The following is a 23156-nucleotide window of genomic DNA, read 5'->3' on the forward strand; positions in this document are numbered from 1 at the left end:
GATCAGCGAATGGCAAACTGTCGTAAAAAATCGGGTTTGAACAGCCGGCCCAGTGGTAAAGTCTTGGTCGACAGGGTTACCTCCCGCTCATTGAACGTGCTGACCCGGTTCAGATTGACGGCATACGACCGGTGAATGCGTACTAGCCGGGGAAAGTCGAGCCGGCTCAGCACGTGGCCGATCGTCAGCCGCAGTGCATAGCGGTGGCTGGGCGTAACCAGGGTCGTGTAGGCGCTGTCAGCTTCCAGGTACTCAATATCGTCGAGCCCCAGTTTGACGAACTGGTAATTCTGTTTGATAAACACATTGTCGTCCATCCGCAGAATCGGCTCCTGCCCCAGCGAGTCTTTGGGCGAACTCGTCAGCTCATCCGCTGGGTCGGGCTGGGCTGGATCGGGCCGGGTAAAGTTACGCAGAGCCAGTTCGACCGCTGCCCGCAAACCCGGCACCGTTACGGGTTTGATCAGGTAAGCCGCCGGATAAGTCCGCATGGCGCGGTCGAGGGTTTCGCGGTCGGTGAGGGCGGTCAGGAAAATAATGGGTATTGGCCGGTGAGCCAGCAACTGTTCGACGGTCTGGATGCCATCCCAGTCGCCTTTGATATGAATGTCGCACAAAGCCAGATCTACCCGAGTGGTTTGGTGTAGGCTAAGCGCTTTGGGACCATTATTGGCCGTTCCGATGACATAATAGCCTTCTTCTTCCAGCAAGTCACCCAGATCCATCGCCAGCACGGCTTCATCTTCGATGATCAGAATGTTGATGGTGGACTCCATAGGTTAGCGGCAATTTCGGTAGTCAATCCAAACCGTATCGTGCAGACTGGAGACGGCATCGGTACGGTACTGGTGGGTGAGATAACCCTGGGTATTGGTTCGGTAACTAGCTGATACATCGGAGCGTTTGATGAGCTGGTCAGGTGTTTGGGGAGCCGCATACTGGTAGGTACGAATATGCCGGGCAACATCCTGGCTGACGGGAAACCCTTCGCCCCAGTTTATCCAGGCATGACGGTTCAAATCGAAAGGAATGCCCCGCAGAAGCCCATAAATCGAACTGGTCGACGTATCGAAATTATCCTGTACGACCCGGTAGTAGAGGAGCCCCTTATCGGTTCGGACATCCAGTTGCACATACCGGCCCTGCTGATCCAGCTGATAGCGGGTCGAGTAGCCCATCAAGCCGCTGTTATTGAGCGGAATACCCCGTAAGCCAATAATTTGCCCACCAGCGTTGACGCTGATCAGGTATCGATAGATGAGTCGTTTAGCCTGCCTGAAGTCGATCGATGCCAGCTGGCCATTGCGGTAGTGATACTGGCTGGAGCCATTTTCTGCATAGACCTGTTCCAGTAATCCCTGCCGGTTGTAGACGAGTCGCTGCTCGAGCGGATAATACTGAAAACTGTTCGTTTTCTCGACGGCAGTGCAGCGAGTTACCAACCGGCTGGAATCGGTTGAATACACGTAATAATTTAAGTTGTAGTCATGCCAGATAACTTGTCGGCATTGCCAGTTTTCATCTACTCGCTCCCGCCGACCGGGCACTTCATCGGTCGCCAGCGAACGAGTCTGTTGATCGGAGGAAGTACAGGTAAACATCATATAGACAGATAAGAGCAATAAGGATATAAACTGTTTTATAAACACGTTACTTACTCGGAATCGTTGGCTGAATTCTACTCAAAGTAAAGTGTTTTACCAACAACTACCAGGGTCGACTGCATGAAGCTGCTTTCTGGCCAGGTCAAAATTGCCTGAACCCGCCAGGGTTGTAGGAACCGCTGCTAGTCAGGCATCAAGATCGAAACAGAACAACGCACATAAACACAAATGTGTATAAAGAACTCTGTGCTGTAAGCAGACGACGGTAATAAAGCAGTGGAGTAACCAACCGGGAACCGGCAGACGGGCTAAGCTTATTTTCCAGCAAAAAATACATACCTATCGCGCTGGCTAGCCTGGCCTCACCCGACCGCCCAGGCCGCTGTATGACGAGACTGCCATTCTGGGGCTTCATGCATCGGTGGCCGTTGAGAAAACGTACGTATACCAAGCCCGTTAGGGTTCGGCAGTGCGATTATGTCCTGGATTTTACAGTCTTCTTCTCTCTGCGGGCGATCGTCTCTGATCCTGTTTTAGACGCCACCGGCCTGTTTCAGCGGAGCAGTTGGCCGGTCGGAAATCACAGGCAACAGCTACACGGCCCATCCCTTGTTTACGAATGGTAGCCTCCACGGAGCTTACCTCAACTGGGCGAGGGACTTAAAAAGCAGGTATGGGCGCAACAGGGCAAGCGCACGGGCTTCGGTCTGGCGGAGGCCGGTATCGATAAAGCCGTCGATAACGAGACTTATAGACCTTACTTTTTAGTCACGAGAACTAATGCCCTTGCTGGCCGGTTATTCTTAAAGCGCTCATCTGGTAAGCTCCTCCCTGGTATATACCCATCCGATTGTCATGGGTGTATTACTGTGGTGTATGAACGACCGATTTTCGTTTCATTCTTCGGTGTTTTCGTCGACGAAAACACGGTTTGCTTCTGCTCCGTCAGAACTGGTTTGTACAACGACGCTGCCTATCATCATGATTGTTTATTCACCATTTAATTAACTAACGGCAATGGGAGCATCGAACGGAACCTTTAGCAAGCGGGAAAAAGAAAAAGCCCGGCAAAAAAAGCAGCAGGATAAGAAAGAAAAGCGCGAAGACCGCAAATCCACTACCAATAAAGGGCAGAGCCTGGATCAAATGCTGGCGTATGTGGATGAAAACGGAAACCTTTCTCTCAGCCCGCCCAACCCCCGTAAAAGCAAGCCCATCGATCAGCAGGATATTACCCTTGGCGCTGCTCCACGGGAACCGGAAGCACCAGAGGAAATCATCCGACAAGGAACGATAACGATGTTCAACACCGCCAAAGGATACGGGTTTATCCGGGATCAGCAGAGCCAGCAGAGCGTTTTTGTTCATCAAAAAGAACTGATCGACGCGGTCGGCGAAAATGACCGGGTGACGTTTGAAATTAGACACACGCCCAAAGGCCCCAGCGCCGTTGAGGTAAAAAAACTAGTCAAAAATCAAGCGTAGCCGATAAATAGTCTTTATTGGGGCTTTAGTCGACGAAAACGGGGTTTTCTTCCCCGCTTTTGCCGACTGTTTTTTTATTGGGCCTTATTTGGCAAAATCCTGAACTAACCCCTCAGTTAGCTAGTTACAGATTAGACAGTCACTCACCTTCTAATCGCGTTTTCGTTACTCGCTAACATTCTGGTTCTTTTCGTCGGCAACGCTACCGCCTTGCTTACCATCTAGATTCCCTTCTTTTAGCCTGTCCGGCATTCATTTCCATTCAATTCAGTTAAGACATCATTCATTTTCCATCGTACTTATCAAGCACTTTTAACCTACATCACTTTCTGGTAAGCGAACATCGGTTGATCAGCCAACCGTCCGTTCTGTAAGCTACTCGCTTACATCCATTCGGTTTTTATTTCACTTCTGCCTCGGCTTAGGCTAACCCCTGACTCGGTTCAGCGATTGCCTACCGTCCATGACTACGAGTGACTCTAATGAACGCCCCGTGGCGCCTGATCCTGTTTTAATCGCTAAAGCGTTGTCGATTATCTGCGGAAAGTGGCGGCTGTATATTCTTCTGGTGCTCGGCGAACAAACCCTTCGCTACAGCCAGCTCAGCGGGCAACTGCCCGGCGTCAGCGAGAAGGTGCTGGCCGACGAGTTAAAAGCCCTTGTCTCTCTGGGTTTTGTGCAGCGAACTGTATACGCTGAAATTCCGCCCCGGGTGGAATACATGCTTACCGAAAAAGGCTGTTCTGCCTTGCCACTGCTGAGGCAGATTCCACAGATCGGTCAACTCATCACTTAACTGCTTTTTATGGCAACCAAACTTAAATTCACGAATACCAGTCGGTCTACGTTTTTCGCTACGGTTCGCGAGCGGGTCGACGTGTATTTTACCGAACGAGCCCTTTCTCCCCACGCCAATGGAGCCATGTGGACCAAAGCGCTATTTTTCCTGCTGGGGTACACCCTGCTTTACGGACTGATTCTGTCGAATCAGTTTGGTCCGTGGGCGATGCTCGGCCTGGCGATTGGCCTGGGCGTATTTGCTGCCTGCATTGGCTTCAATGTGTCTCACGATGCCTTGCACGGCGCTTTTTCGGCGCATCCCTGGGTGAATAAATTACTGGGAGGCAGCTTTTATCTGCTCGGCGCCAACCCCTACGTCTGGAAGATCACCCACAATATCGTGCACCATACCTTCACGAACATCCCCGGCCATGACGAAGACATCGAGGTGGCACCAGGATTGGTCAGACTAGACCCCCAGGAGCCGCTGCGGCCCTGGCATCGCTATCAGCAGTGGTATACCTTTCCCCTGTATTCACTGGCATCGCTGTCCTGGGTGCTGCGGAAGGATTACGTCAAGTTTTTCAAGAACCGAATTGGGCAACACGACACTCCCCTGCATCCCCGACGCGAATACATTAAGCTATTTATGGCAAAAGTGCTGTATTACTTCTTCTTTCTGGTCTTACCTTTTGCGGTCCTCAGCGTGACCTGGTGGCAGGTATTGATCGGGTTTCTGGTAATGCATCTGGCCGAAGGGTTGGTGTTGGGGCTTGTGTTTCAGCTGGCCCATACGGTCGAAGGAACAACATTTCCTGTACCCGACGAGCAGGGAACGATCCAGGACTCCTGGGCCATTCATCAGTTGTGCACGACGGCCAACTTTGCGCCCCGCTCCGCCCTGGCGGCTTTTATCTGCGGTGGCTTGAATCGTCAGATCGAGCACCATCTATTCCCGAAGGTCTGCCACATTCATTACCCGGCCATTACGGCTATTGTCAAGCGTACGGCGCACGAATTTGGGTTGCCCTACCTGGAAAATCGCAGTTTCGGCTCGGCGCTTCATTCCCATTTTCGCCTGTTACAGACTCTCGGCCGACCCGCGTAAGTCGCCAGGACGAAGGCACCCCCGTGTTGCCGAGTCTCGTTAATCATCGTTCATCCGGATTTTATTCACTTTTATCGTTCCAGGTTATGGCTTCTCAACAAGACTTAGATTTCACGTATACCACCATCGATAAAATCTTCCGTTTGAGCATGGGCCAAACAGGCGATTATAGCGGGGCTATGTACAACGGCGATTTCTCGCTCACTTTAGAACAGGCGCAGCGCCAGAAACATGAGTTCATTGCCGATAGCCTGCACGTGAGCGCCGGGTCGCGGGTGCTGGATCTGGGCTGCGGCTGGGGGCCCTTGCTTCAATACATAAAAGATCGCGGAGCCGTTGGGCAAGGAGTAACGCTCTCGCAGGGGCAGGCCGCGGCCTGCCGGGCCAACGGTTTAGCGGTAGATATTAAAGACTGCCGGCAGATTACACCCGCCGATTATGGTAAGTTCGATGCCATCACCAGCGTCGGGGCGATGGAGCATTTCTGCTCGGTAGAGCAGTATCAGGCCGGACAGCAGGATACGGTCTACGCCGATTTCTTTACTCGGCTCAGTGACTTGCTGCCGGTGGGAGGGCGGGCTTATATACAGACGATGGTTTTCGGCCGAAACATGATTCCCTTCGAGGAAATCAGCCTGGAGGCTCCCAAAGATTCGCCGTCGTACGCTTTAGCCCTGATGATCGCTCAGTTTCCGGGGTCCTGGCTGCCGTATGGAGCCGAACAGGTCATTCGAAATGCCTATCCCCATTTCAAGCTTGTTTCTCAGAGCAGCGGACGGCTGGATTACATCGAAACCATCGGCCAATGGCGAAAACGATTCAGGCGCTTTAACCTGCAAAAATATGGGCTGTATGCTTCCCTATTGCCTAAAATGCTGACCAGTAAAGCCTTCCGCGATCTGATCGCCGTGTTTCGGGTCAGTCCGAACCGGGTTTGCTTTCAGCAGGAAACGATGGAACATTACCGGCTGGTGTTCGAAAAAGTATAGTTCACTTCGCTTACTTCCCGCTTGCTATGGCCATCCGTATTCAGCTTACTCATCAAACCCGATACCAGTACGACCGGGCAGTTTTTTTATCGTCCCAACTGATACGGCTTAAACCAGCGGCTCATAGTCAGGTTTCGATTGAATCGTACGCCTTAACGATTCGGCCCGACCAGCATACCCTGCACTGGCATCAGGACCCGTTCGGCAATTATGTAGCCCGCGTCGATTTTTCAGCTTCCGTGGAGTCGATGGCTATCGACGTAGCGATGAATTTGGGAATCGAAACGGTCAATCCCTTCGATTTTCTGATCGATACCTACGCAGAGTCGTACCCATTTACTTACTCAACCTCATTACAAAAAGAGCTCTTCCTGTATACGGAGCTTACCGAGCCGGGGCCTTATCAGACGCAATGGATTGGCCAGATCAAGCACCAGCCGAAAAAGAACACCATAGATTTTCTGATTGGGCTCAATCAGCAGGTTTGTCAGGCCATTACGTACCGCGAACGATGGCAGCCCGGTGTGCAGTCGGCAGAAGAAACGCTACGGCGGGCCATCGGCTCCTGTCGGGATTCGGCCTGGTTACTGGTGCAGTTGCTCCGAAAATTAGGATTGGCCGCCCGGTTTGTGTCGGGCTACCTGATTCAGCTGAAGGAAACGGACGTGCCTGCTCCTTTGGCCGTGCAGGCGGATTCGGTAGCTTTACACGCCTGGGCTGAGGTGTATTTACCCGGTGCAGGCTGGATTGGCCTCGACCCTACTTCGGGTATGTTGACCGCGGAAAGTCATATTCCGCTGGCCTGTTCACCCAATCCGGCAGGGGCTGCCCCCGTATCGGGAACAACCGGTCCAGCCGAAACCCAGCTTAGTTATACGAGCACACTGACTCGCCTGGCTTAAAGGCGACGAGGACGCTCCACCGGTAAGCAACAAAAAGAAAAAACATGCCAGTTGGCATGTTTTAACAAGTGCTTGCTATACTAAAATGAATTAGATGACTTCTACATCGACAGCATTTACGCCTTTTTTACCTTCCACCACATTGAACTTCACTTTGTCGTTCTCCCGGATTTGGTCAATCAGGCCGGATGCATGAACAAAGATATCGGGTTGAGCGTCCTGAGGACTGATAAACCCAAATCCTTTGAGTTCATTGAAAAATTTAACGGTTCCTGTTTGCATTCTTTTTCTTATTAAAATTTAGTAAATCTACGCTTATTGAATGAGCTATCCTATTGATTTTCAAAGTATTTTCAATGGCGTCTGTTTCGCTGCTTTTTCTTAGCGGTTTACCTAACTATTTCGTCGACTTGTAATCTTTTTAGTCGTAATTGCGTTTGAAAAGTACTATGCAGTTGCATGTGTGCTAATTGGCAGTCAAATGCCCTGCTCATGATTGACTACCTCGACGCCACCCGTACCAAGCAGCAACGTAGTGGTTCCCCTTTTTTTATCCTCCACGGCCTCGGGGCTAGTGCTTTGGGTCAATCGGTAAGGCGTAATCGGGCAGATTCCAGTTATTGGTAAGTAAACGAACGGCTCCCGGTTCAATCCCATTTCGTTGATGAGACCGCGATTGACTGCTTTGTTTCCTGTATCACATACGAAGCAATGACGGCCAACTGGCACCGACTGAGATACTTTCTCGCTCAATATCACCAACTTCAGGCGTTCAGATAAGCTTTTTTTTCTGTTTGTTCCTGGCCCGCGAGTCCGGCGTAAGTAGCTGGGTTTACCCGCAACCGGATTCAAATTCTTAATGATTCACTTTAGTTCCGCCGGGTACTGCCTGTGTGGTAAAAATTAAATCACTCAATATCCCTGTCATATGAAAGAAACGTCAAAACTAACAGCAAAAGAACGTCAGCAAGCCAGTCATCAACTGCTCGAAGCCAGCAAAAAACCTTATTTAGTGCGCGACATGCCCCGTACTGTTCTGTATCTGACGGCTGAGCAGGCCGCTAAACGCCAGGACTTGATTCCTCAGTTTGGTCTTTGACCGCATCGAATCACTCATTCAGGCTTACCGATCCCATACATATCCTGTCTGCCGGTTTCATTGAGGCATCCTTGCCCGACGAAGCCATAATACACCAGAGAGAAGCGAGTGGGGAGGAAGTGCGTTTATCGTGTAAAGCCAATCCGGCCAACCCAATCGGCTACGGCCACTTCATGTGGCTTTCACTACTAAGCCAATTGATTACCATCAGGCCCTGTTACGCCTGTTGAAAAGCATACTGTTTCCCGGTGGAACTTCATCCGTTATGATCGATGAAGTTTATCCGCAAGAAACGTCAAAACCCATCGATATGGCTTATACTACTCATGAATTGAATACCGACCTCCGCCGAGTACACGTGCTGATGGATTCGCCCTTGTTTGAGCGCGGGTCATCGGAAATGGCTCCCTGGAGACCCGCCTTTATCGACCTTATCAGGCTTTTGCATGGCATACTTGCCCAGGCACAGGAACTGAATAAGCGGGTTGATTTTATGGATAACGTTGGCATAAATGGAAAAATTCAGGATATTACTTCCTTAGTCGACTGGCTGAACGAGCATCTTCCGACGGTAACGACCGACCAGCCGGGGCAGTTAGCGGCCAATCGCCTGAACCGGTACTTCGATCAGGGGACTGGTTATTTTTCTAATGGCTGTTTTTTTACGGTTGGTTTCGATGATGAGCTTGCCTTTTTTCTTGATGATCAACGGATCTATTTGAATCGGCATATTCGGCGAGCGATAGACATAGTGGAAAAATTGGCTCTTTCCGAGAATCGCCCTACTGCGTAATCAATAATCATTCACTAAAGCATACTACTCATGACCAGGCAAACCTATGTTGAGAAAGCAGCCCAATGGGCCAGCAAACATGGTTTTTTAGACATAAAGGCGAATGTAGAAGGGTACCAGAAACCGATTGCCTATGGCCGTCAACAGGATGGTCAATCATTCACGCCGGACGTAACCGGTAGTCAATTCGATCAAAAGTCATATTTTGAAGTGATTCTTAAAACCGATGATGTGGCTTATCTGCTTTCGAAACTGAAACTGCTTCATCAACTAGCTACTTCCCAGGGTGGCCGACTTTATTTGATGGCTCCTAAAGGCCATTTGCCATTTGCCAAAACGCTGATTGCGACGAGTCGTGTTGTGGCCGAGGTAATCAACTTACAGTAGAGACCGGCTGGGAGCGTGTCTGCAGTACACCAATTTTTTCGGTGTGAGTCCGTAACTAAACGCAGATCACGATCGATACACATCGATCATCGGGCCGCTACGGATAGCCCGATGTGTGAGCCATTCCACACCTGACCAGGCAGTAGGCTTCAGCATCGCCCCGAGTAGTCATACGTCCTAAGCAATCCAGTAACAAAATCCTACACGTTAGGCAAAAAAGCGTACCTGGTCGTCTGGTATCCTTCTGTCGATCAGTGAAATCGGCTTGCGGCTGGTTTGCTGTTCACCTACCTGCCGCCGAACGGGCCTTGTCCCGCCAATCGCTCATTCGATTCAGTAAGTGTTGCCGATGAGCGAGTAACTCCTCCAGATGCATCGAAAGGAGCTCGTTGCGGGCTTGGAGCTGTACGATACGTGTCTTGAGCGAGAGACAATCCCGGTTGAATTGCTGGCGCACCTGGGTGTTTTTTTGAAGCATAGCCTGCCGGTTCATGGGGCCTGACGGAAAAGGAGCAGCTTGACCGACAGCTTCGCAAACAGGAGCGGAGAAGGAACTCAGTGTGAACTGATTACATAGATAACCTGATATTCGAAAATTAGTTGTGTATAGCCTAACATTTATTCCGTTCACGGGTTGTTTTTATCGTGAAAGATTCGTTCGCCAAGAGCACTAAGGCCATTGTGGAAGCCATCAAAAGCAAGGCCGCTGCTTACCGACTCCGGGATAAAGCCGTATCGAAGCAGGCCTGTCTGGCCAAATCGATGGTCGAAGAAGCCATCCGAAAGGCAGAGACGTCAAAAAAGCGGATGGCCGACCTAAGCCTGCAGTTACAAAAACTGCAGGCGCGAATCGACTATTTGCTGGAAAAACACGAACCATAGCCAGTTACAGCGGCTACAAAGTTTCGGTTCACCAATTACTCATCGAACTTTTAACGAGCTTCCGGCGTAGCCGGCGTAAAAAAATTGACCAGATTACCATCCGGGTCTCTAAACAACAGCGATCGATTGCCCCAGGGCATGGTCGTTGGCGGCTGTACGATGGCGGCACCCAGAAACTCAGCCAATCTCTCATACTCGGCATCTACGTCCGAAACGCGAAATTCGAGGATGGCTGACTGATTACGGGCAGCCTGGGCGATTCCGTCGCCCCCGAACGGTTGTAGGGTGCGGGTGCTACCGATGGCCAGGGTGGCCGAAGGCGTATGCAGCTCAGCGAAATCGTCGGTATACTGAGTCAGGGATGTACCCGTGATCTGCTGGTAAAAACGAACCAGTGGCTTGATATCGCTGGTGATGATTCGAACGGAGGTAAAATTCATGTGCTATCTGTCGTTGGTTTGACCGACGCAAACTAAAAGCCGTTCACTGACAACCCTATGTCAGGATGAATCCTAGGTCCTGAAAAATAAACTCACGGCCGATCACCTGACGAGCTCGTTGGCTAAGGCTTTGGTATAAGGGTCGCCTGGACTGACGACGGGTTGAGCAGGGCTTCCAGTTTGTCGAGTCGGGCTTGCGTAGCCTGCTCACGCTGTTTGGCTTGAGTCAATTAGGCCTTGAGTTGATTGACCTCCTGAATCAGCGCCTGAGTGGCAATCAGATTCACGCCATCGAAATCCGCCTGATTGATGGAGGTGTCTTCGCCAATCGTGCCCAGCTCATCATGCCCAAAGGCAGCAAAAAAATCCTGGGCCATCGGGCCATAGTGTCGGTATCGTCGGGCGTCCTGGCCTTTATAATTCCAGCTGCCCAGGCGCATCCTGGGGATCTTTTGCAAAAACGAGGCCCCCTCTGCCTTCCTGAAATTTTCCTTGCGGGTGGAGTCGGAAAGGGTTGTCCAGGCATTGCCACCTGCCGCTAGCTGCACCCCTACGGCTATACTCTGGCTGGACGGGGCACTACTGTAAAGCATATAACCGCCACTAAAGCGCATCATCATCTGATAAGGTTTCTGGTTGGCATAGACAAACCCGGTGGCATAGTCGCCGATGATGAACGAGCCAACCTGACTATTCGTCGATACGTTCGCCCCGAGCGCGGTAGAAGCGTAGCCACTAGCTCTGGTCTGAAACCCCAGGGCCGTGGAATAATTGCCGGTCGCTTTGGTATTGTAGCCAGTAGCGACTGAGTATTGTCCGGTGTTAACCGTATTCCAATTGGCATTATCTACGTAGCCCGCCCGCAGGGCGGCTTTATCGGCGTACCAGATCAGTTTATTGGTGTTGCCGGCGTTCGTTAGATTTTCGCCGAACAGCACATCCCTGCCGGTGGCTACGTTAAAAAAGGCTTTGGGGGTAGTAGTGCCAATACCGACCTGAGCATACAGATCAGCCCAATTTATGACCAGACAGACCGCGAGGACAAGGTGTTTCATGATGAAAAAAAATTGAAGGATACGTTTGTGACTACCGCCAGGAAGGTACCGTGGACATTTCCTGTTTTCCGGGCAATAGCCTACCTGCAGGTAAGTTGGGCCTGTTTAGAATAAGCAGGGGTAAGTTTTGAGCGAACGGTCAACGAAAAAGCCCCGACGAGCGCCGGGGCCTTTATGATCGGTGTGGGTGTCATGCGTACTATATAAGACGGGGTTACCGTCGGGCAGGATACGCTTGGCACCCACACCGATGTCGACAAGAGCAGGTAATTTCAGCGGATACTATTGCGCTTTTGCCTGTCTTCGTTTGTTCAATAAAACAACCCTGGCATAAATAAGCAAAGTGCTATTCGATCGATACCATCAGCTCCCTGCCGACCAAACGATCGGTAAGCAACTCCTCCAGGGCGAAGTCCATCTGCGCCTGCCCCAGCCACCGGGGTAGGGTTATTTCCAGAAAGTGCATCAGGCAGGGATAGCCCGCCAGCTTCTGCAGCCGGATGCTCCTGAACCAACTGAGCGAGACCAACTCGGCCGCCCGGTATTGAGGGTGATTAGGATAGCTCACAAATGCCCACTGCTTATCCGGTGTCAGAAAATGAATACAGAGCTGTTGCGGGGTATCCGCAAAGGTTGGATACGTGTACTGATAAAAGCCTGGTACTACATGAATAAAGCGCATAAATAATCAATCATCTGATAGGGATGCGTCAAATATACATATATACTTTTAAGATTGGTTTTTGTTACCCAGGGCTTAATAGGGTAACTAAGAAAGATAATAATCAGGTGATGTTTCTGCCTGAAACAGTTGACAAAACGCTGTAGCAGGAATCAGTAGTGGGCTATTCTGCCAATCGCTCGGGCGGCTATGGATTACTCAAAGAGACCGTATAGTATAAGAATAGCCCCGTTGGATAACTATTTTAACGTTTATTGATACTACAATTACTTTACCGTTAACCCCGTAGGTTCTCCAACCAGACTCATCTAATAACCACCCAACAGCATGGACCTGATTGGGTTTTTTCACTGAAAAATGTTGGAGACAAACGTAGCAAGTAAAAAGCGGAACCGCCCCGCCACCATTCAACGTATCGTAAAAGCTCTGGAGCACATTCTTGCTCAGGAAGGCCTGGAAGGGGTCAACGTCAATGCGATCGCCCAAACGGCCGATGTAAGCAAAGTGCTGGTGTACCGTTACTTCGGCAGTGTTGAAGGCCTGTTGGAATATTACATCCGGATGGGGAAGCTGGTTCCTCATTATGACCCGGGCTGGTTAGCCCAACTGCGTCCGGTTGAACCGTCAGACATGGCCCGTGTCTGGTCTTCGCAGACCCTGGAGTTGTTTCGGCGGATGCGGGCCTGCCGGGGTAGCCGTGAGTTACTCAAAGCCAGTGTCAGGGAAAAGACCCCCCTGGCCGAAGCGGTAAGTCGCAACCTGGATGCGGAACTGACAAATCTGGTCAATCAACTGGCTTTTTTAGAAGGGGGCGATTACCAGGCGATTTCGGCCATTATGCTGGGCGCTTTATCGTATCTGACTATTCAGGCTCAACTCGATCACCCGGTCATCGGAATCGACCTCCGCAGTCAGGAAGGCTGGCAGCGGATCGAAGCGGCCACCACCACCATCTACAAAGCCCTAAATCGGTCGGCCCTGGAGTTGCCGACGGCCAAGCTGGTACTCAAACAGGCCACCCAGCAGGTCAGTGTCTGGTAAAAAGGCTTACTCGCCGGCCTGGTCGTTAGTGGGCTGCTCATAAACCCCGAGCCGACGGATCCATCCGGTCTTTTCATTCGCTAAAACGTACTACTCAAGGGCCCTGCCAACGTTGGCAGGGCCCTTGAGCGTAAATGGCCGCAGGTTTGGCGAACGACTGGCTGGCTACATTTTCGGGCATCGGGTCAGGAAAGCACGACAGGTGGGATGCCGCCATTGGCGTCTAACTGGCCGAAATAAGCCGCGGCATCAGCTTCGCCACGGGCGAGCATGCCTTTCATCTCGTCGGGATCGAAACGCAAACCACCCGGACCTCCTCCCAGGGGCGTTTTGGGCCGGATGATATGAAGGTGGCTGGCGATGCGATCGGCAAATGGATTCGGCTGCTGGGGCGGATCCAGAATCGTCTCGATGGTTGCCGCCGGGATACCTGCCGCTACCATACCATCCCGTACGGCCAAAAAGTAATTCGTTCCGCGGCTTAGTATATCGGGTACCCGAACGTCGTTCAGATTGACATCGTCCGAAAATATGTCGATCGTGCGCTGTAGCACGCCTATCAAATCGTTCGGATTGGTACTTTCGTCAGCCTCGGGTACTTCGGGCGAAAGCAGTATGGCCAGCACTTCATCGGCTCCCGCATCGAGCGCTACCTGTATGGCGGCATATTCCCGTACTCCTCCATCCACAAAATGACGGGCCGGAGCGGGAGGATCGGACCGGATTCGTACGGGTTCCAGAAAAAACGGCTGGTGGCTGGAGCCCAGGATGGCATCGACTAAGTCATTCCGACTGGTAATGGTTCTCGTTGTGTATACCGGCGGCCGGGCGGCCAGGGGCTGGGTCGTGAAAATGAACGATTCGCCCGTTTGTAAGCAAACCGATGATAGGCCTATCTGATGCGAAGCTGACCGGATGGAGTTGAATCTGGTCGTATCGAACACGTTGTCTATCAGGGAGTCCAGGCCTAAACTGTTGAATAAACAACCGCTTTGCAGCAGCGACAAAGCGTCGTGCGTGACTAACAGATTGTCTGTAGTCGAGCCGGTATAAAACTGAATTAACAGCTCAAGGTCACCGAGCGCAGCAAGCGGCACTATCAGTGCCCCGGTACTCGTTCCCATGTAAATCGAAAAGCTAAACTGACCAGCCCAAAAAAATTCAGGACGTTTGTGTTCTTTGATGTACTTGAGGACGCCAACGGCGTAAGCCCCTTTGCAACCACCACCGCTAATGACCAGCGCCTTTTTCATCGTATTGCCGTTAATGATTGGTTTGAAAACTCTCTTCCGGCCGCTGACCGATCAGGTTATAACTTAACCCCAGTTGCCCCCAGGTCGAACCGTGCCCGTACTCCCGGTGTACTTTCACGGAGACGCCGGCCCGCTTGAGCAGTTCAGCTGTCAGGCCAATGCCATACAGCCGTGCAGCCCGGGTAGCCCAGAGGTGTTCGCCAAACACACTGATGTTCGCAAAGACCAATGGCTTCGGAATCCCCCGAATTCTAAACCCCAACGCTTTCAGTTTATACGAGATTTTTGGTCCGGCGTAGCCGATCCACTGCTCGCCGTTGTCGGGTTCGACGCCCGTATAAGCGGCTCCCAGCGTGGCGCCCAGCCGCCAGCTATGGGGCAGGGTAGCCTGCGGGCTGAGCTGAAGCGAAAACAGGGCTTTTGCCTGCCGGGAAGAAAAGCCCATGGCACCCTCGACAGGCAAAACCGCTCGCCGGTTAAATTCAGCGAAATCGGGAGGGGCAGGTCGTCGGGGACCCACCGCCGGGTCTTGAGCCTGGATGGACATAACGCTCCAGCCGACCAGGAAAAAAATTTGCCGTAAGTGTGTACTGCACAGCATGGGTTATCGGATTTGATTGGGTACCGTTTTCGGTAAGAAGTATCAAAATCAAATGGATCTGATAAACAAAAGTCCTGTTAATAACTAAGCTGCACAACAGGTGAAATACCTGATTCAATACGTAAATACCCTGATTAATAGAGCGATACCCGGCGGGCGGTGAACGAGTGAGCTGGTGTCGTAAGCGGGTCGCTGCGACGGACTGGCTGCGTGTGCCAATCCGGACTGCCTGTTAGCCGATAATTTCATGACGATAACCGCCAGTCTGGCCTCGGGGTCGACGCCAGGACGAATGAAGGAAGACAGCTACCAACAGGGGGTCCTGTTGATCGACTTACTCCTTCGGTTGCCGGTAGAGACGGGTGCCTGCCGTAGCCCCGTTGTCTCATTTCTCGCCCTGAATCAGACAGATCGGATTAGTGGGTGGGTTAGTTTCCAACGGGAGCCGACGACCTGGAGGCTTTTTCGGCGGTCCAGAAACAGGCGGTCGGTAGGGTCGTCCGACACCGCTTCGGTGAATTGAGAAGTCTTTTGCCCACTACGTTGAGATCATGGCACAAACCCAGTTGACGAAACCCATTCTGTATGTCGGTACCTATTCGGTTCGGGGCAGCGAAGGCATTTATGTATTTGCTTTCGATCCGGAAAAAGGTACCGCTGCGCTTCAGCAAACAATCGCGAACGGCAAGAGTCCGTCTTTTCTGGCCATTCATCCTTCTGGTCAGTATCTGTATGCCGTTTATGAAGACGACGACCACGGCCAGGAACATTCAGGAAGCATCAGTGCCTACGCGATCGATCCTGAAACTGGCCAGTTACGCTTCCTGAATCGGCAACTGACCCACGGCCAGGCCCCCTGTCATGTGAGCCTGGATCGAAGTGGCAAACTAGCGTTTGTTTCCAACTACGGCAGTGGCAGCCTGGCGGTACTCCCTGTTTTGGCGGGTGGTTCATTGGGTGAAGCGCGTCAGCTTATCAGGCATACCGGCAAAGGAACCGATGCCGAGCGCCAGGATGCCCCTCATGTCCACTCCGCCATTGTGTCGGGCGATAATCGGTTGCTGTATGTGTCGGACCTGGGAACGGATAAGGTCTACGTGTACCGGATCGACGAGGAGTCGGGCAGCCTTGGCCCCAGTTCCGCAACGCCCTACCTGCCCGTGTCGGCCGGTTCGGGCCCCCGGCTGACGGCCGTCCATCCCCAGGATGAGTGGCTCTACAGCATCAAAGAAATGAGTTCGACGGTCGCTGTGTTCCGACGGGATCGCCGGACCGATGCGATTGAATTGGTGGACGACGATGTTCCGTTTTTACCGGAAACGTATTCGGGCGAGCGTTCAGGGGGCGACATTCACCTGGACAGCAGGGGGCAGTATCTGTACGTAACCAACCGGGGAAACAACACGCTGGCTATTTTTTTACGGGGCGACGAGGGGAGGCTGACGCCATGTGGCCTGCACTACACCGGTGGCGAAGAACCCCGTAATTTTCTCGTCGATGAACCGAGCCAGTACGTACTGGTCGCTCATCAGAAATCCGACACTATTACGGTTTTTTCGCTCTATCCTGGCCGTGGAGAATTGAAAGCCACGGGCGATCAGCTAGCCGTTCCATCGCCCGTGTGCCTGCTCATGCATCGGGGGCGATGAGCACCTGAACAAGGACTGTAAATGGCCCCGAACGGAATGGTTTTTTCTTGGATAATCCATTGGAATTGTGTATCTTAGAGCAAACAACACTTACTAAGATCATGCCATCTCGGCCCACGTATAGTCTGGGAAAAATCAGAAAGTGGCGGCTCATTTTTCGCAACCACTGGTCCAATCATTTCAACGAAAACTTCGTCTTTATCCTGGGAAGCACCTGGCAGACCTACAAGCTGAAAGTGTACCAGGTGGGCTTGTTCAACTTTAGCTTATGTCTGATGATCGATGCCGAAGGATGAGGTAAACGACCTGGTTCGCTACACCCCGGTGAAGCTTGAAAAGGGCAACGGCTAGTGACCCAGGGGCAGGCGGCCCTGCTTCCGATCGATCCATTGACGATTGGTTTGAAGCGGGGCTGCTGCCTGAAGACCAGGCTTAGAGATTAGGGACCAACTATATAGCCAGTACGTGAAGGTACGTATTCGCAAAAAAGGTGCTTTGATCAGTTGAGCTGCCACTGCTCGACCAACTGACCAAAAATGGTAAGAATGTGATCCAGCGTCGGCGGCTTGGTGAGAAAACCATTGGCCCCCAACTCCAACGCTTTTTCCTGATCTTCGGGCAGGGAGGACGTGCTTAATACCACAACCGCCAGATCCTGGTACGATTGATGAGATCGTAGGAGCTTTAGCGCTTCGAATCCATTCAGCCTGGGCATGTTCAGGTCCAGAATGATCAGGTCCGGAAGGGTGTCAGTACTTGCCAGGGCGGGCAGCAGTTCTTCGCCGTCGGCCAGGAGCCTGACCAGAACGGGCGGGATTAGCTGCCTGAAGGCGGCTTCGAACAAAAATTGATCATCCTCATCGTCATCGACAATCCAGATACGTGGCATTTTGATGCTAGACATAACTAAGTCACAGGGGTAGGTCCGTTACAGAAATAAATATGAAAGCCAGAGACAGGGTGGGGCAGCATAGTCACACGGGCAGATAGACGCTGAAGGTTGCCCCCCGGCCCGGCTGACTGCTGGCTGTGATGTCTCCTCCGTGCGTTACCGCTACCCGTTTGCAGATAGCCAGCCCAATGCCCGTGCCGGCAAATTCACTTCGGTTGTGTAGCCGCTGAAAGACCTGAAAAATTCGGTCCTGGTATTTCTCATCGAAGCCAATCCCGTTATCCCGAACATCGATCCGGTAATATTGCCGGCTGATCCGCGATGGCTTTACCGATGCCGGTAGATCGACGGCTTCGACGCGCCGGACCGTGATACGAATGACCGGAGTAAAACCCGGCTGATGAAATTTTAGCGCATTGCCGATCAGATTCTGAAAAAGCTGTTGTAACTGCATCGGGTCGCCGGCTATCGTGGGCAAGTGATCGATCTGAATGCTGGCCCCGCTTTCCTGAATTCGCAGGTCCAATTCAGCCACGACAGCGTTCACGACCTCGTCGAGCGACACCGAATCGCTGGTGTCACGCTGAGTAGACAGGCGCGAAAAATTCAGCAAATCCCGAATCAGGATAGACATTCGATTAGCCGCCGACTGCATTCGGTCCAGATAAACATGTTCTTCGCTGGATGCGGAGGCATAGCGGGTTTTCAGCAGATCGCCGAACTGCTGAATTTTGCGCAGGGGCTCCTGCAGATCGTGGCTGGCCACGTAGGCAAACTGTTGAAGGTTCTCGTTGGAGCGGAGCAGCAGCCCATTGGCTTGTTCCAGTTCTTCGTTAATGGCCGCATACTCCTCATTGTTGGCTTCCAGTTCTTCGTTGTTGGCCGCCAGTTCTTCGTTGGCAGCGGCCAGTTCTTCGGTGCGTTGCCGCACCAGTTGTTCCAGGGCTTTCTCGGTCTGCTTGCTGAAGGTGATGTCGGTGGCCAGTGCAATGATTCCGAGCACGGTTCCGTCCTGCGATTTGTGAGGGGTATATACCATATGCAGCCATCGGTCCTCGCCCAGTCGGGTGGGGGCTTGCATTTCAAACACCTCAGACCGACCCGCGTAGGCAATGGCCAGATGGGGAGCTACCTGCCGATAGGTCGTTTCGCCCAGAAATTCCCGAACGGTTTTTCCCCGTAGCTCCCCGGCGCTGACCTTGAACCAGTTCATAAACGTCAGGTTGTAAGACTGGTAACGCTGTTCTTTGTCCAGGTAAAATATCATGGCCGGCACCGTGTTGCTGAGCAGGTTAAGGTGAGCCTCGCGTTCGATCAGCTGAGCGTGGGTTTCTTCGAGATGCCTTCGCGCGACAACCTGCTGGGTGACGTCGGTTGCTACCACGAGTATACCGGAGATTCGATTGTCGGCTTCGCGCTGGGGCTGGTAGGTAAGATCTACATAGATGGTTTCCAGTCGATTGTTTCGCATAATATCGATGGATACTTCATTGGCCATGTAGGGCTTGCCCGTCTGAGCGACTTCCCGCATGAGGCCATCGAACCCCTGGCCCTGGAGTTCAGGCAAGGCGTCCAGAAACGATTGGCCCACGAGTTGCTCCGGCTTTCGCCCAACCAGATACCCGTAGAACGGATTCGCCATTTGAAATACCAGATCAGCCCGGTCGACAATGGCAATTGCCACCGGCGACACTTCGAACGAGGTCAGGACCTGACGCTGGATTTCTTCCGCTTTTTGCCGCCCGAGCACTGTCCTGGTGGTTTCGGTGCAGGTAACGAATACGCCCGCTATTTCATTCTGGTCGCCGTAAGCCGGACTGTAGCTAAAGGTCCAGTAAACATCCTCCAGTTGGCCATTTCGATAAATCGGGATCAACTGATCTTCGCTCCAGGACGCTTCTCCGCCGGCCAGCACCTTATCGATGAGGGGCTTGATAATCGGCCAGGTTTCAGCCCACACGCGGGCCCCCGGTTCGCCCAGCGCCGACGGATGTTTACCGTCATTGCCCAGGCTGGGCCGGTACGCATCGTTGTAGAAACAAACCAGCTCCGGACCCCAGAACAGAAACATCGGAAACCGGGAATGCAGCAAAACGCCCACGATGGTTCGTAAGCTTTGTGGCCACTGGTCGGGCGTTCCCAGAGCCGTTTTAGACCAGTCGAAGTGGCGGGTAAGTTCGCCCATTTCTCCGCCACCCTGCAGAAAGGGGTAATGTTTGTCCGAGTTGGTTACTTTCACGATAAAAAGAATTCAGATAGGGCCGCTATCGGCCCCTTACAGGCTACCCGAAGAGGATGAGGAGTGTCTCGATCAGCAGATGCACCGAGAAAGATGTCGCCCACTATTGAACTAGACTCCCTGAACGCGAAAATGTTTGCAGGAATTGACCGGACGTGCTGATTGCTTCGAGCATGGGCTATTGAAAGCATCGGCGGTATAAGCCGTAAAAGCGCATACCGCTCAACGAGCGTCAGGTGAGAAAAGTGGCTGGTGTTTGGGGAATATACGGCCACAACGCTCGTGAGCCCGGGCGCTGGGAGGTCCTGGCCATCTTAGACCAGTGGGAAGTAGGTTGCTGAAGCTGTGTTGAGATTTCGTCGCTACGGCCGGAGTCAGGGTCTTCTCCATAGCGACGAAAAAGGGTAGAAAAACGCTCAGGGAGTTGGTGCACTGGCTTCTTCGAAAAGCCGCATCGCCAGTAGTCCAGTGCCCACCGCCCCACCGGCCCGTAGCGCGGCCGCAATGAAAACGGTTTCGGCAATTTCTTCCCGGGTGGCACCGGCCTCGACAGCGTTGTTGATGTGCGACTCGATGCAGTAGGCACATTGAGTCGTCAGGGCTACTGCTACCGACATCAGCTCCCGGTACTTGACCGGAATGACGCCATCTGCCCGCTCGGCCGTATGCTTGAGTTTCAGAAAGGCAGCTGCTTCTTTAGGAGCCGAATTGATGAGTTTGTCCGTATAGGCACGGTCTTTGGGGCTTTGGTATTCGGTCATGAGCATTTAGGATTAGAACTGGGGCGCCGTCGTTCGGTAGGTCGATGGCGCCAGACAAGGTAGAAAGAATAATTCGTTTGTGGGCATGAAGCCGCTACTGGCTGGGGCAGGCCATAATCGTTCCCCGTTCCCGTTGGGCGGGCTGGTCGGCCGGTTGTCGCCCGCTGCGGGGTATAGCCCCGGCAGGAATGTACACTAATCGGTTCAGGGTCAGCCGTATAGGCTGAATCTGCTGGTACGTAAAACTATTGTGAGGTACGTAATAATCCATTGTATAGTCTGAAACAAAGGGAATCTTGCTACAGGTATATTTCAGGCCGTACCCATCTGCATGAGATTCCTTGTGTTGGGCTACATCCGGAAACGCGGCCGGACCCGTACAGCCATTGTCGAATGTATGCATCAGGCCAAAGAAGTGGCCCAGCTCATGGTCCAGGGAGGGAAACGAATCCTCGTTTACAATAAAAATAGCCGGTATTTCGTAACTCTGCCAGGTCTGATGGCTGGTCTGCTCGCAGGTCAGCGGAGAACCCGTCAGACTGCGGGGAATATACGAGTACGAATAGTCGGGTCCGTAAATCCGTGCCCAGTCTACACGCAAGAACACGTTGATGTACTGCTGGGGGCACCAGCGCCGGACCACGCGGCTAACGGACGCGACTGCCGTATCGACACTCGGCGGATTATCGAAGGCCAGCTGGTCCAGGCCGGGTACGGCCAGCGGCCGACCATCCGGATCGGTCGTGGCTGGAACAAACTCCATGTAAGCATCGGCCTGATTGGGATCGGCCGATGGTTTTCTGGCCCGGAAAGTTCGGTTGACTTCAGCCAGAATACGGCTCGGATCGATCCGGGATGGATTGGCGCTTTTGGGTATATGGATAATCACCGGGAACCTGACAAGGTCATACGACAGGGGTTTGCGGGCCGTCACCGGTAAAACATTGGATTGCTTTCCCCATAAATTGGCCTGCAGGGTATACGGCCCTTCGTGCCCCGCTTTAATATACCGATGCTCCTGCTGGGCGACTCCATTAGCCGTCAACTGGATGGGGAACGCATAGTCCAGCGAGTCCAGCACGTTTCCCTGCTTATCGATAAGCGTGTAAACAAGCGGTAACCGACTCGTCGAATCCGCATTGACGAACGGCACCGCAGTTGTCAGGGTAAACTCACGAATGAGGTCGACGGCTTTTCCTGCAGTCAGGGTTAGCTGGTTATCGCTGGACCGGTTGCCTATTTTGGCCGTGAACGTAAATTGGCCTGCCTGCCGGAAACGGTACGTATTGCCCTGTATCGGAATGCCGTTGACTAAAAACTCAGGCGTGACGGTTGGCGTAACAAAAAAGCCCTTATCGTCGAAGAAATACACCTGAAAGGAAACCTGATCATGGGCCGTGTCTTCCAGGAAATAAACGGGAAGTGGCCGTTTATTCTGGCTTAAAACCAGTTGCACATTAGCCACGCCCGGCAGGACATCCTCTTTGGGACGACAACTTCCGGCAAGGAGCATCAGCCAGGCCAACAACGGCAGATAGAACAGAGTGAAGAAGCTTTTCATCGGATCATCTCGCACTTACGTTGAAGTAAGGGGTAAGGCTTATTCACACCCCCTTGTCAGAAGCCGCGGCTCATCGTTACCTACTGCGTGCCGCGTGCAAGCCAGCGTTCACCAAATCGACCGGCATAGCCGGTAACTCAGTTTGCCCGGTCAGGGCGCGGCAAAAAATAAGCCCGATAGTCTTTTTCGTCGGCGGAATTGGCTGCTGACATAAGGCTGTCACCTGCCCACGTTTTCTTTGTATCGTTGATACTATCGTCAACGGCCAAACTAGTCAAAACATGGAAAACACCAGTCAAGTAGAACCGGCACTCGACCAGATGGTCTTAACGTCTGAGCAACTTCTCGAACATTGGCAGGGGCACCGTCGCCTGACCCGCAAACTGATCGAGGCTTTTCCGGCCGATCACTACGTTTCGTATTCGCTGGGTGGGATGCGGCCCTGCTCGGATCTGATAGCGGAGATACTGGGTATGGGCGGAGCGGGCATGCGGGGCGTTGTCACCGGTCAGTGGGAAACGTTTCAGCCACTGACGGCCAGCTCGAAGGCGCAGGCGCTGGAGCAATGGGATCAGGTGACGGAACAGATCGATGCGCTTTGGCCCCAGATTCCGCCAGCTCGCTTTCAGGAGGTCGACGTAGCATTCGGGCAGTATAAAGGCACCATTTACTGGTTCATTCTGTACGTCATCGACAATGAGATTCACCACCGTGCTCAGGCGTATGTGTACCTGCGCAGCTTGGGCATCGAGCCGCCCGCGTTTTGGGATCGCTCCTGATAGTAGATGTTTAGGCTGGCCTGAACCAGATGCTCCTGGTTCAGGCCAGCCCCATAATTTGATAACAAAAAGTTTACAATTGCCACCCCCTGGACGTCGTACCTTTATCGATTCGGGCTTTTACCTGGTAGCCATGCTGCGATTTTAGTTGTGGCACGGCTACCAGGTAAAAGC

26 protein-coding genes are annotated in these 23156 nt (G+C 52.6%); 14 read left to right on the forward strand and 12 right to left on the reverse strand.

The genetic code is table 11. The features are described from left to right. Window positions 1-2 precede the first annotated feature (2 nt). Complete coding sequence (locus ACYVC2_RS24020; protein WP_461106533.1) at window positions 3-776, reverse strand: response regulator; 774 nt, start codon at window positions 774-776, stop codon at window positions 3-5. A 3-nt stretch (window positions 777-779) separates the two neighbouring features. Further along, on the reverse strand, window positions 780-1604 hold the full coding sequence (locus tag ACYVC2_RS24025; protein ID WP_461106535.1) for a hypothetical protein: 825 nt from the start codon (window positions 1602-1604) through the stop codon (window positions 780-782). Window positions 1605-2621: 1017 nt separating this feature from the next. Between ACYVC2_RS24025 and ACYVC2_RS24030 the strand changes: the two genes are divergently transcribed. The 5 genes from ACYVC2_RS24030 to ACYVC2_RS24050 all read left to right on the forward strand — a co-directional run bounded on the left by ACYVC2_RS24030 (window position 2622) and on the right by ACYVC2_RS24050 (window position 6868). Next, a complete protein-coding gene (locus ACYVC2_RS24030; protein ID WP_461106537.1) occupies window positions 2622-3089 on the forward strand; it encodes a cold shock domain-containing protein in 468 nt (155 codons plus the stop codon). Between the two features lie 463 nt (window positions 3090-3552). Further along, window positions 3553-3885, forward strand: a complete 333-nt coding sequence (locus tag ACYVC2_RS24035) for a winged helix-turn-helix transcriptional regulator (protein WP_461106539.1) — start codon at window positions 3553-3555, stop codon at window positions 3883-3885. 9 nt (window positions 3886-3894) lie between these two features. Continuing rightward, window positions 3895-4977, forward strand: coding sequence for a fatty acid desaturase family protein (locus tag ACYVC2_RS24040; RefSeq protein ID WP_461106541.1), 1083 nt, complete (start codon window positions 3895-3897; stop codon window positions 4975-4977). A gap of 86 nt (window positions 4978-5063) precedes the next feature. Beyond that, window positions 5064-5966 (forward strand): SAM-dependent methyltransferase, encoded by a 903-nt coding sequence (locus ACYVC2_RS24045; protein WP_461106543.1) that lies wholly within the window; start codon window positions 5064-5066, stop codon window positions 5964-5966. Window positions 5967-5992: 26 nt separating this feature from the next. Then, window positions 5993-6868 (forward strand): transglutaminase family protein, encoded by an 876-nt coding sequence (locus ACYVC2_RS24050; RefSeq protein WP_461106545.1) that lies wholly within the window; start codon window positions 5993-5995, stop codon window positions 6866-6868. Between the two features lie 90 nt (window positions 6869-6958). Here ACYVC2_RS24050 and ACYVC2_RS24055 read toward each other — a convergent pair whose 3' ends face one another. Continuing rightward, complete coding sequence (locus ACYVC2_RS24055; RefSeq protein ID WP_461106547.1) at window positions 6959-7150, reverse strand: cold-shock protein; 192 nt, start codon at window positions 7148-7150, stop codon at window positions 6959-6961. A gap of 646 nt (window positions 7151-7796) precedes the next feature. Between ACYVC2_RS24055 and ACYVC2_RS24060 the strand changes: the two genes are divergently transcribed. The 4 genes from ACYVC2_RS24060 to ACYVC2_RS24075 all read left to right on the forward strand — a co-directional run bounded on the left by ACYVC2_RS24060 (window position 7797) and on the right by ACYVC2_RS24075 (window position 10029). Continuing rightward, on the forward strand, window positions 7797-7967 hold the full coding sequence (locus tag ACYVC2_RS24060) for a hypothetical protein (protein ID WP_461106549.1): 171 nt from the start codon (window positions 7797-7799) through the stop codon (window positions 7965-7967). A gap of 310 nt (window positions 7968-8277) precedes the next feature. Beyond that, on the forward strand, window positions 8278-8760 hold the full coding sequence (locus ACYVC2_RS24065; RefSeq protein WP_461106551.1) for a hypothetical protein: 483 nt from the start codon (window positions 8278-8280) through the stop codon (window positions 8758-8760). 30 nt (window positions 8761-8790) lie between these two features. Then, window positions 8791-9147: a hypothetical protein gene (locus ACYVC2_RS24070; protein WP_461106553.1), complete on the forward strand. Its 357-nt coding sequence runs from the start codon at window positions 8791-8793 to the stop codon at window positions 9145-9147. A 645-nt stretch (window positions 9148-9792) separates the two neighbouring features. Continuing rightward, window positions 9793-10029, forward strand: coding sequence for a hypothetical protein (locus tag ACYVC2_RS24075; protein WP_461106555.1), 237 nt, complete (start codon window positions 9793-9795; stop codon window positions 10027-10029). Window positions 10030-10079: 50 nt separating this feature from the next. Here the strand turns inward: ACYVC2_RS24075 and ACYVC2_RS24080 are convergent, their stop codons facing one another. The 3 genes from ACYVC2_RS24080 to ACYVC2_RS24090 form a co-directional block, all read right to left on the reverse strand. Next, window positions 10080-10469 carry a VOC family protein gene (locus ACYVC2_RS24080; protein WP_461106557.1) on the reverse strand — a complete coding sequence of 130 codons (390 nt, stop codon included), beginning with the start codon at window positions 10467-10469 and terminating at the stop codon, window positions 10080-10082. Between the two features lie 230 nt (window positions 10470-10699). After that, on the reverse strand, window positions 10700-11524 hold the full coding sequence (locus tag ACYVC2_RS24085) for a tail fiber domain-containing protein (protein ID WP_461106559.1): 825 nt from the start codon (window positions 11522-11524) through the stop codon (window positions 10700-10702). A 346-nt stretch (window positions 11525-11870) separates the two neighbouring features. Then, entirely contained in the window at window positions 11871-12206 is a 336-nt protein-coding gene (locus tag ACYVC2_RS24090) for a hypothetical protein (protein WP_461106561.1), read from the reverse strand. Window positions 12207-12563: 357 nt separating this feature from the next. On the opposite strand from ACYVC2_RS24090, the gene ACYVC2_RS24095 reads away from it, so the two are divergent. Further along, on the forward strand, window positions 12564-13247 hold the full coding sequence (locus tag ACYVC2_RS24095; protein WP_461106563.1) for a TetR/AcrR family transcriptional regulator: 684 nt from the start codon (window positions 12564-12566) through the stop codon (window positions 13245-13247). 185 nt (window positions 13248-13432) lie between these two features. On the opposite strand, the gene ACYVC2_RS24100 is transcribed toward ACYVC2_RS24095, so the two are convergent. After that, entirely contained in the window at window positions 13433-14500 is a 1068-nt protein-coding gene (locus ACYVC2_RS24100) for a patatin-like phospholipase family protein (protein ID WP_461106565.1), read from the reverse strand. 10 nt (window positions 14501-14510) lie between these two features. Continuing rightward, the gene (locus ACYVC2_RS24105; RefSeq protein WP_461106567.1) at window positions 14511-15047 is read right to left on the reverse strand and encodes a hypothetical protein; all 537 of its coding nucleotides are present in this window, start codon (window positions 15045-15047) and stop codon (window positions 14511-14513) included. 301 nt (window positions 15048-15348) lie between these two features. On the opposite strand from ACYVC2_RS24105, the gene ACYVC2_RS24110 reads away from it, so the two are divergent. The 3 genes from ACYVC2_RS24110 to ACYVC2_RS24120 all read left to right on the forward strand — a co-directional run bounded on the left by ACYVC2_RS24110 (window position 15349) and on the right by ACYVC2_RS24120 (window position 17046). After that, a complete protein-coding gene (locus ACYVC2_RS24110; RefSeq protein ID WP_461106569.1) occupies window positions 15349-15624 on the forward strand; it encodes a hypothetical protein in 276 nt (91 codons plus the stop codon). 28 nt (window positions 15625-15652) lie between these two features. Then, window positions 15653-16750 (forward strand): lactonase family protein, encoded by a 1098-nt coding sequence (locus ACYVC2_RS24115; RefSeq protein WP_461106571.1) that lies wholly within the window; start codon window positions 15653-15655, stop codon window positions 16748-16750. A gap of 101 nt (window positions 16751-16851) precedes the next feature. Then, complete coding sequence (locus ACYVC2_RS24120) at window positions 16852-17046, forward strand: hypothetical protein (RefSeq protein ID WP_461106573.1); 195 nt, start codon at window positions 16852-16854, stop codon at window positions 17044-17046. Window positions 17047-17249: 203 nt separating this feature from the next. Here ACYVC2_RS24120 and ACYVC2_RS24125 read toward each other — a convergent pair whose 3' ends face one another. The 4 genes from ACYVC2_RS24125 to ACYVC2_RS24140 form a co-directional block, all read right to left on the reverse strand. Next, window positions 17250-17654: a response regulator gene (locus tag ACYVC2_RS24125; RefSeq protein ID WP_461106575.1), complete on the reverse strand. Its 405-nt coding sequence runs from the start codon at window positions 17652-17654 to the stop codon at window positions 17250-17252. A 70-nt stretch (window positions 17655-17724) separates the two neighbouring features. Then, a complete protein-coding gene (locus tag ACYVC2_RS24130; protein WP_461106577.1) occupies window positions 17725-19881 on the reverse strand; it encodes a PAS domain-containing sensor histidine kinase in 2157 nt (718 codons plus the stop codon). Window positions 19882-20297: 416 nt separating this feature from the next. Continuing rightward, window positions 20298-20642 (reverse strand): carboxymuconolactone decarboxylase family protein, encoded by a 345-nt coding sequence (locus tag ACYVC2_RS24135; RefSeq protein WP_461106578.1) that lies wholly within the window; start codon window positions 20640-20642, stop codon window positions 20298-20300. 94 nt (window positions 20643-20736) lie between these two features. Beyond that, entirely contained in the window at window positions 20737-22203 is a 1467-nt protein-coding gene (locus ACYVC2_RS24140) for a M43 family zinc metalloprotease (RefSeq protein ID WP_461106580.1), read from the reverse strand. 281 nt (window positions 22204-22484) lie between these two features. Here ACYVC2_RS24140 and ACYVC2_RS24145 point away from each other — a divergent pair, with 281 nt between their 5' ends. Beyond that, window positions 22485-22982 (forward strand): DinB family protein, encoded by a 498-nt coding sequence (locus ACYVC2_RS24145; protein ID WP_461106582.1) that lies wholly within the window; start codon window positions 22485-22487, stop codon window positions 22980-22982. Window positions 22983-23156 lie beyond the last annotated feature (174 nt).

Source organism: Spirosoma koreense, assembly GCF_054777875.1.

Excerpts from the sequence above, each read along its gene's own strand:
- ACYVC2_RS24050 (WP_461106545.1), top strand. The coding sequence starts at position 5,993 with ATGGCCATCCGTATTCAGCTTACTCATCAAACCCGATACCAGTACGAC.
- ACYVC2_RS24100 (WP_461106565.1), bottom strand. The coding sequence starts at position 14,500 with ATGAAAAAGGCGCTGGTCATTAGCGGTGGTGGTTGCAAAGGGGCTTAC.
- ACYVC2_RS24030 (WP_461106537.1), top strand. The coding sequence starts at position 2,622 with ATGGGAGCATCGAACGGAACCTTTAGCAAGCGGGAAAAAGAAAAAGCC.
- ACYVC2_RS24020 (WP_461106533.1), bottom strand. The coding sequence starts at position 776 with ATGGAGTCCACCATCAACATTCTGATCATCGAAGATGAAGCCGTGCTG.
- ACYVC2_RS24115 (WP_461106571.1), top strand. The coding sequence starts at position 15,653 with ATGGCACAAACCCAGTTGACGAAACCCATTCTGTATGTCGGTACCTAT.
- ACYVC2_RS24110 (WP_461106569.1), top strand. The coding sequence starts at position 15,349 with ATGACGATAACCGCCAGTCTGGCCTCGGGGTCGACGCCAGGACGAATG.
- ACYVC2_RS24065 (WP_461106551.1), top strand. The coding sequence starts at position 8,278 with ATGGCTTATACTACTCATGAATTGAATACCGACCTCCGCCGAGTACAC.
- ACYVC2_RS24035 (WP_461106539.1), top strand. The coding sequence starts at position 3,553 with ATGACTACGAGTGACTCTAATGAACGCCCCGTGGCGCCTGATCCTGTT.
- ACYVC2_RS24025 (WP_461106535.1), bottom strand. The coding sequence starts at position 1,604 with ATGATGTTTACCTGTACTTCCTCCGATCAACAGACTCGTTCGCTGGCG.
- ACYVC2_RS24135 (WP_461106578.1), bottom strand. The coding sequence starts at position 20,642 with ATGACCGAATACCAAAGCCCCAAAGACCGTGCCTATACGGACAAACTC.
- ACYVC2_RS24070 (WP_461106553.1), top strand. The coding sequence starts at position 8,791 with ATGACCAGGCAAACCTATGTTGAGAAAGCAGCCCAATGGGCCAGCAAA.
- ACYVC2_RS24105 (WP_461106567.1), bottom strand. The coding sequence starts at position 15,047 with ATGTCCATCCAGGCTCAAGACCCGGCGGTGGGTCCCCGACGACCTGCC.
- ACYVC2_RS24040 (WP_461106541.1), top strand. The coding sequence starts at position 3,895 with ATGGCAACCAAACTTAAATTCACGAATACCAGTCGGTCTACGTTTTTC.
- ACYVC2_RS24045 (WP_461106543.1), top strand. The coding sequence starts at position 5,064 with ATGGCTTCTCAACAAGACTTAGATTTCACGTATACCACCATCGATAAA.
- ACYVC2_RS24055 (WP_461106547.1), bottom strand. The coding sequence starts at position 7,150 with ATGCAAACAGGAACCGTTAAATTTTTCAATGAACTCAAAGGATTTGGG.
- ACYVC2_RS24120 (WP_461106573.1), top strand. The coding sequence starts at position 16,852 with ATGCCATCTCGGCCCACGTATAGTCTGGGAAAAATCAGAAAGTGGCGG.
- ACYVC2_RS24095 (WP_461106563.1), top strand. The coding sequence starts at position 12,564 with ATGTTGGAGACAAACGTAGCAAGTAAAAAGCGGAACCGCCCCGCCACC.
- ACYVC2_RS24140 (WP_461106580.1), bottom strand. The coding sequence starts at position 22,203 with ATGAAAAGCTTCTTCACTCTGTTCTATCTGCCGTTGTTGGCCTGGCTG.
- ACYVC2_RS24145 (WP_461106582.1), top strand. The coding sequence starts at position 22,485 with ATGGAAAACACCAGTCAAGTAGAACCGGCACTCGACCAGATGGTCTTA.
- ACYVC2_RS24080 (WP_461106557.1), bottom strand. The coding sequence starts at position 10,469 with ATGAATTTTACCTCCGTTCGAATCATCACCAGCGATATCAAGCCACTG.
- ACYVC2_RS24090 (WP_461106561.1), bottom strand. The coding sequence starts at position 12,206 with ATGCGCTTTATTCATGTAGTACCAGGCTTTTATCAGTACACGTATCCA.
- ACYVC2_RS24125 (WP_461106575.1), bottom strand. The coding sequence starts at position 17,654 with ATGTCTAGCATCAAAATGCCACGTATCTGGATTGTCGATGACGATGAG.
- ACYVC2_RS24060 (WP_461106549.1), top strand. The coding sequence starts at position 7,797 with ATGAAAGAAACGTCAAAACTAACAGCAAAAGAACGTCAGCAAGCCAGT.
- ACYVC2_RS24085 (WP_461106559.1), bottom strand. The coding sequence starts at position 11,524 with ATGAAACACCTTGTCCTCGCGGTCTGTCTGGTCATAAATTGGGCTGAT.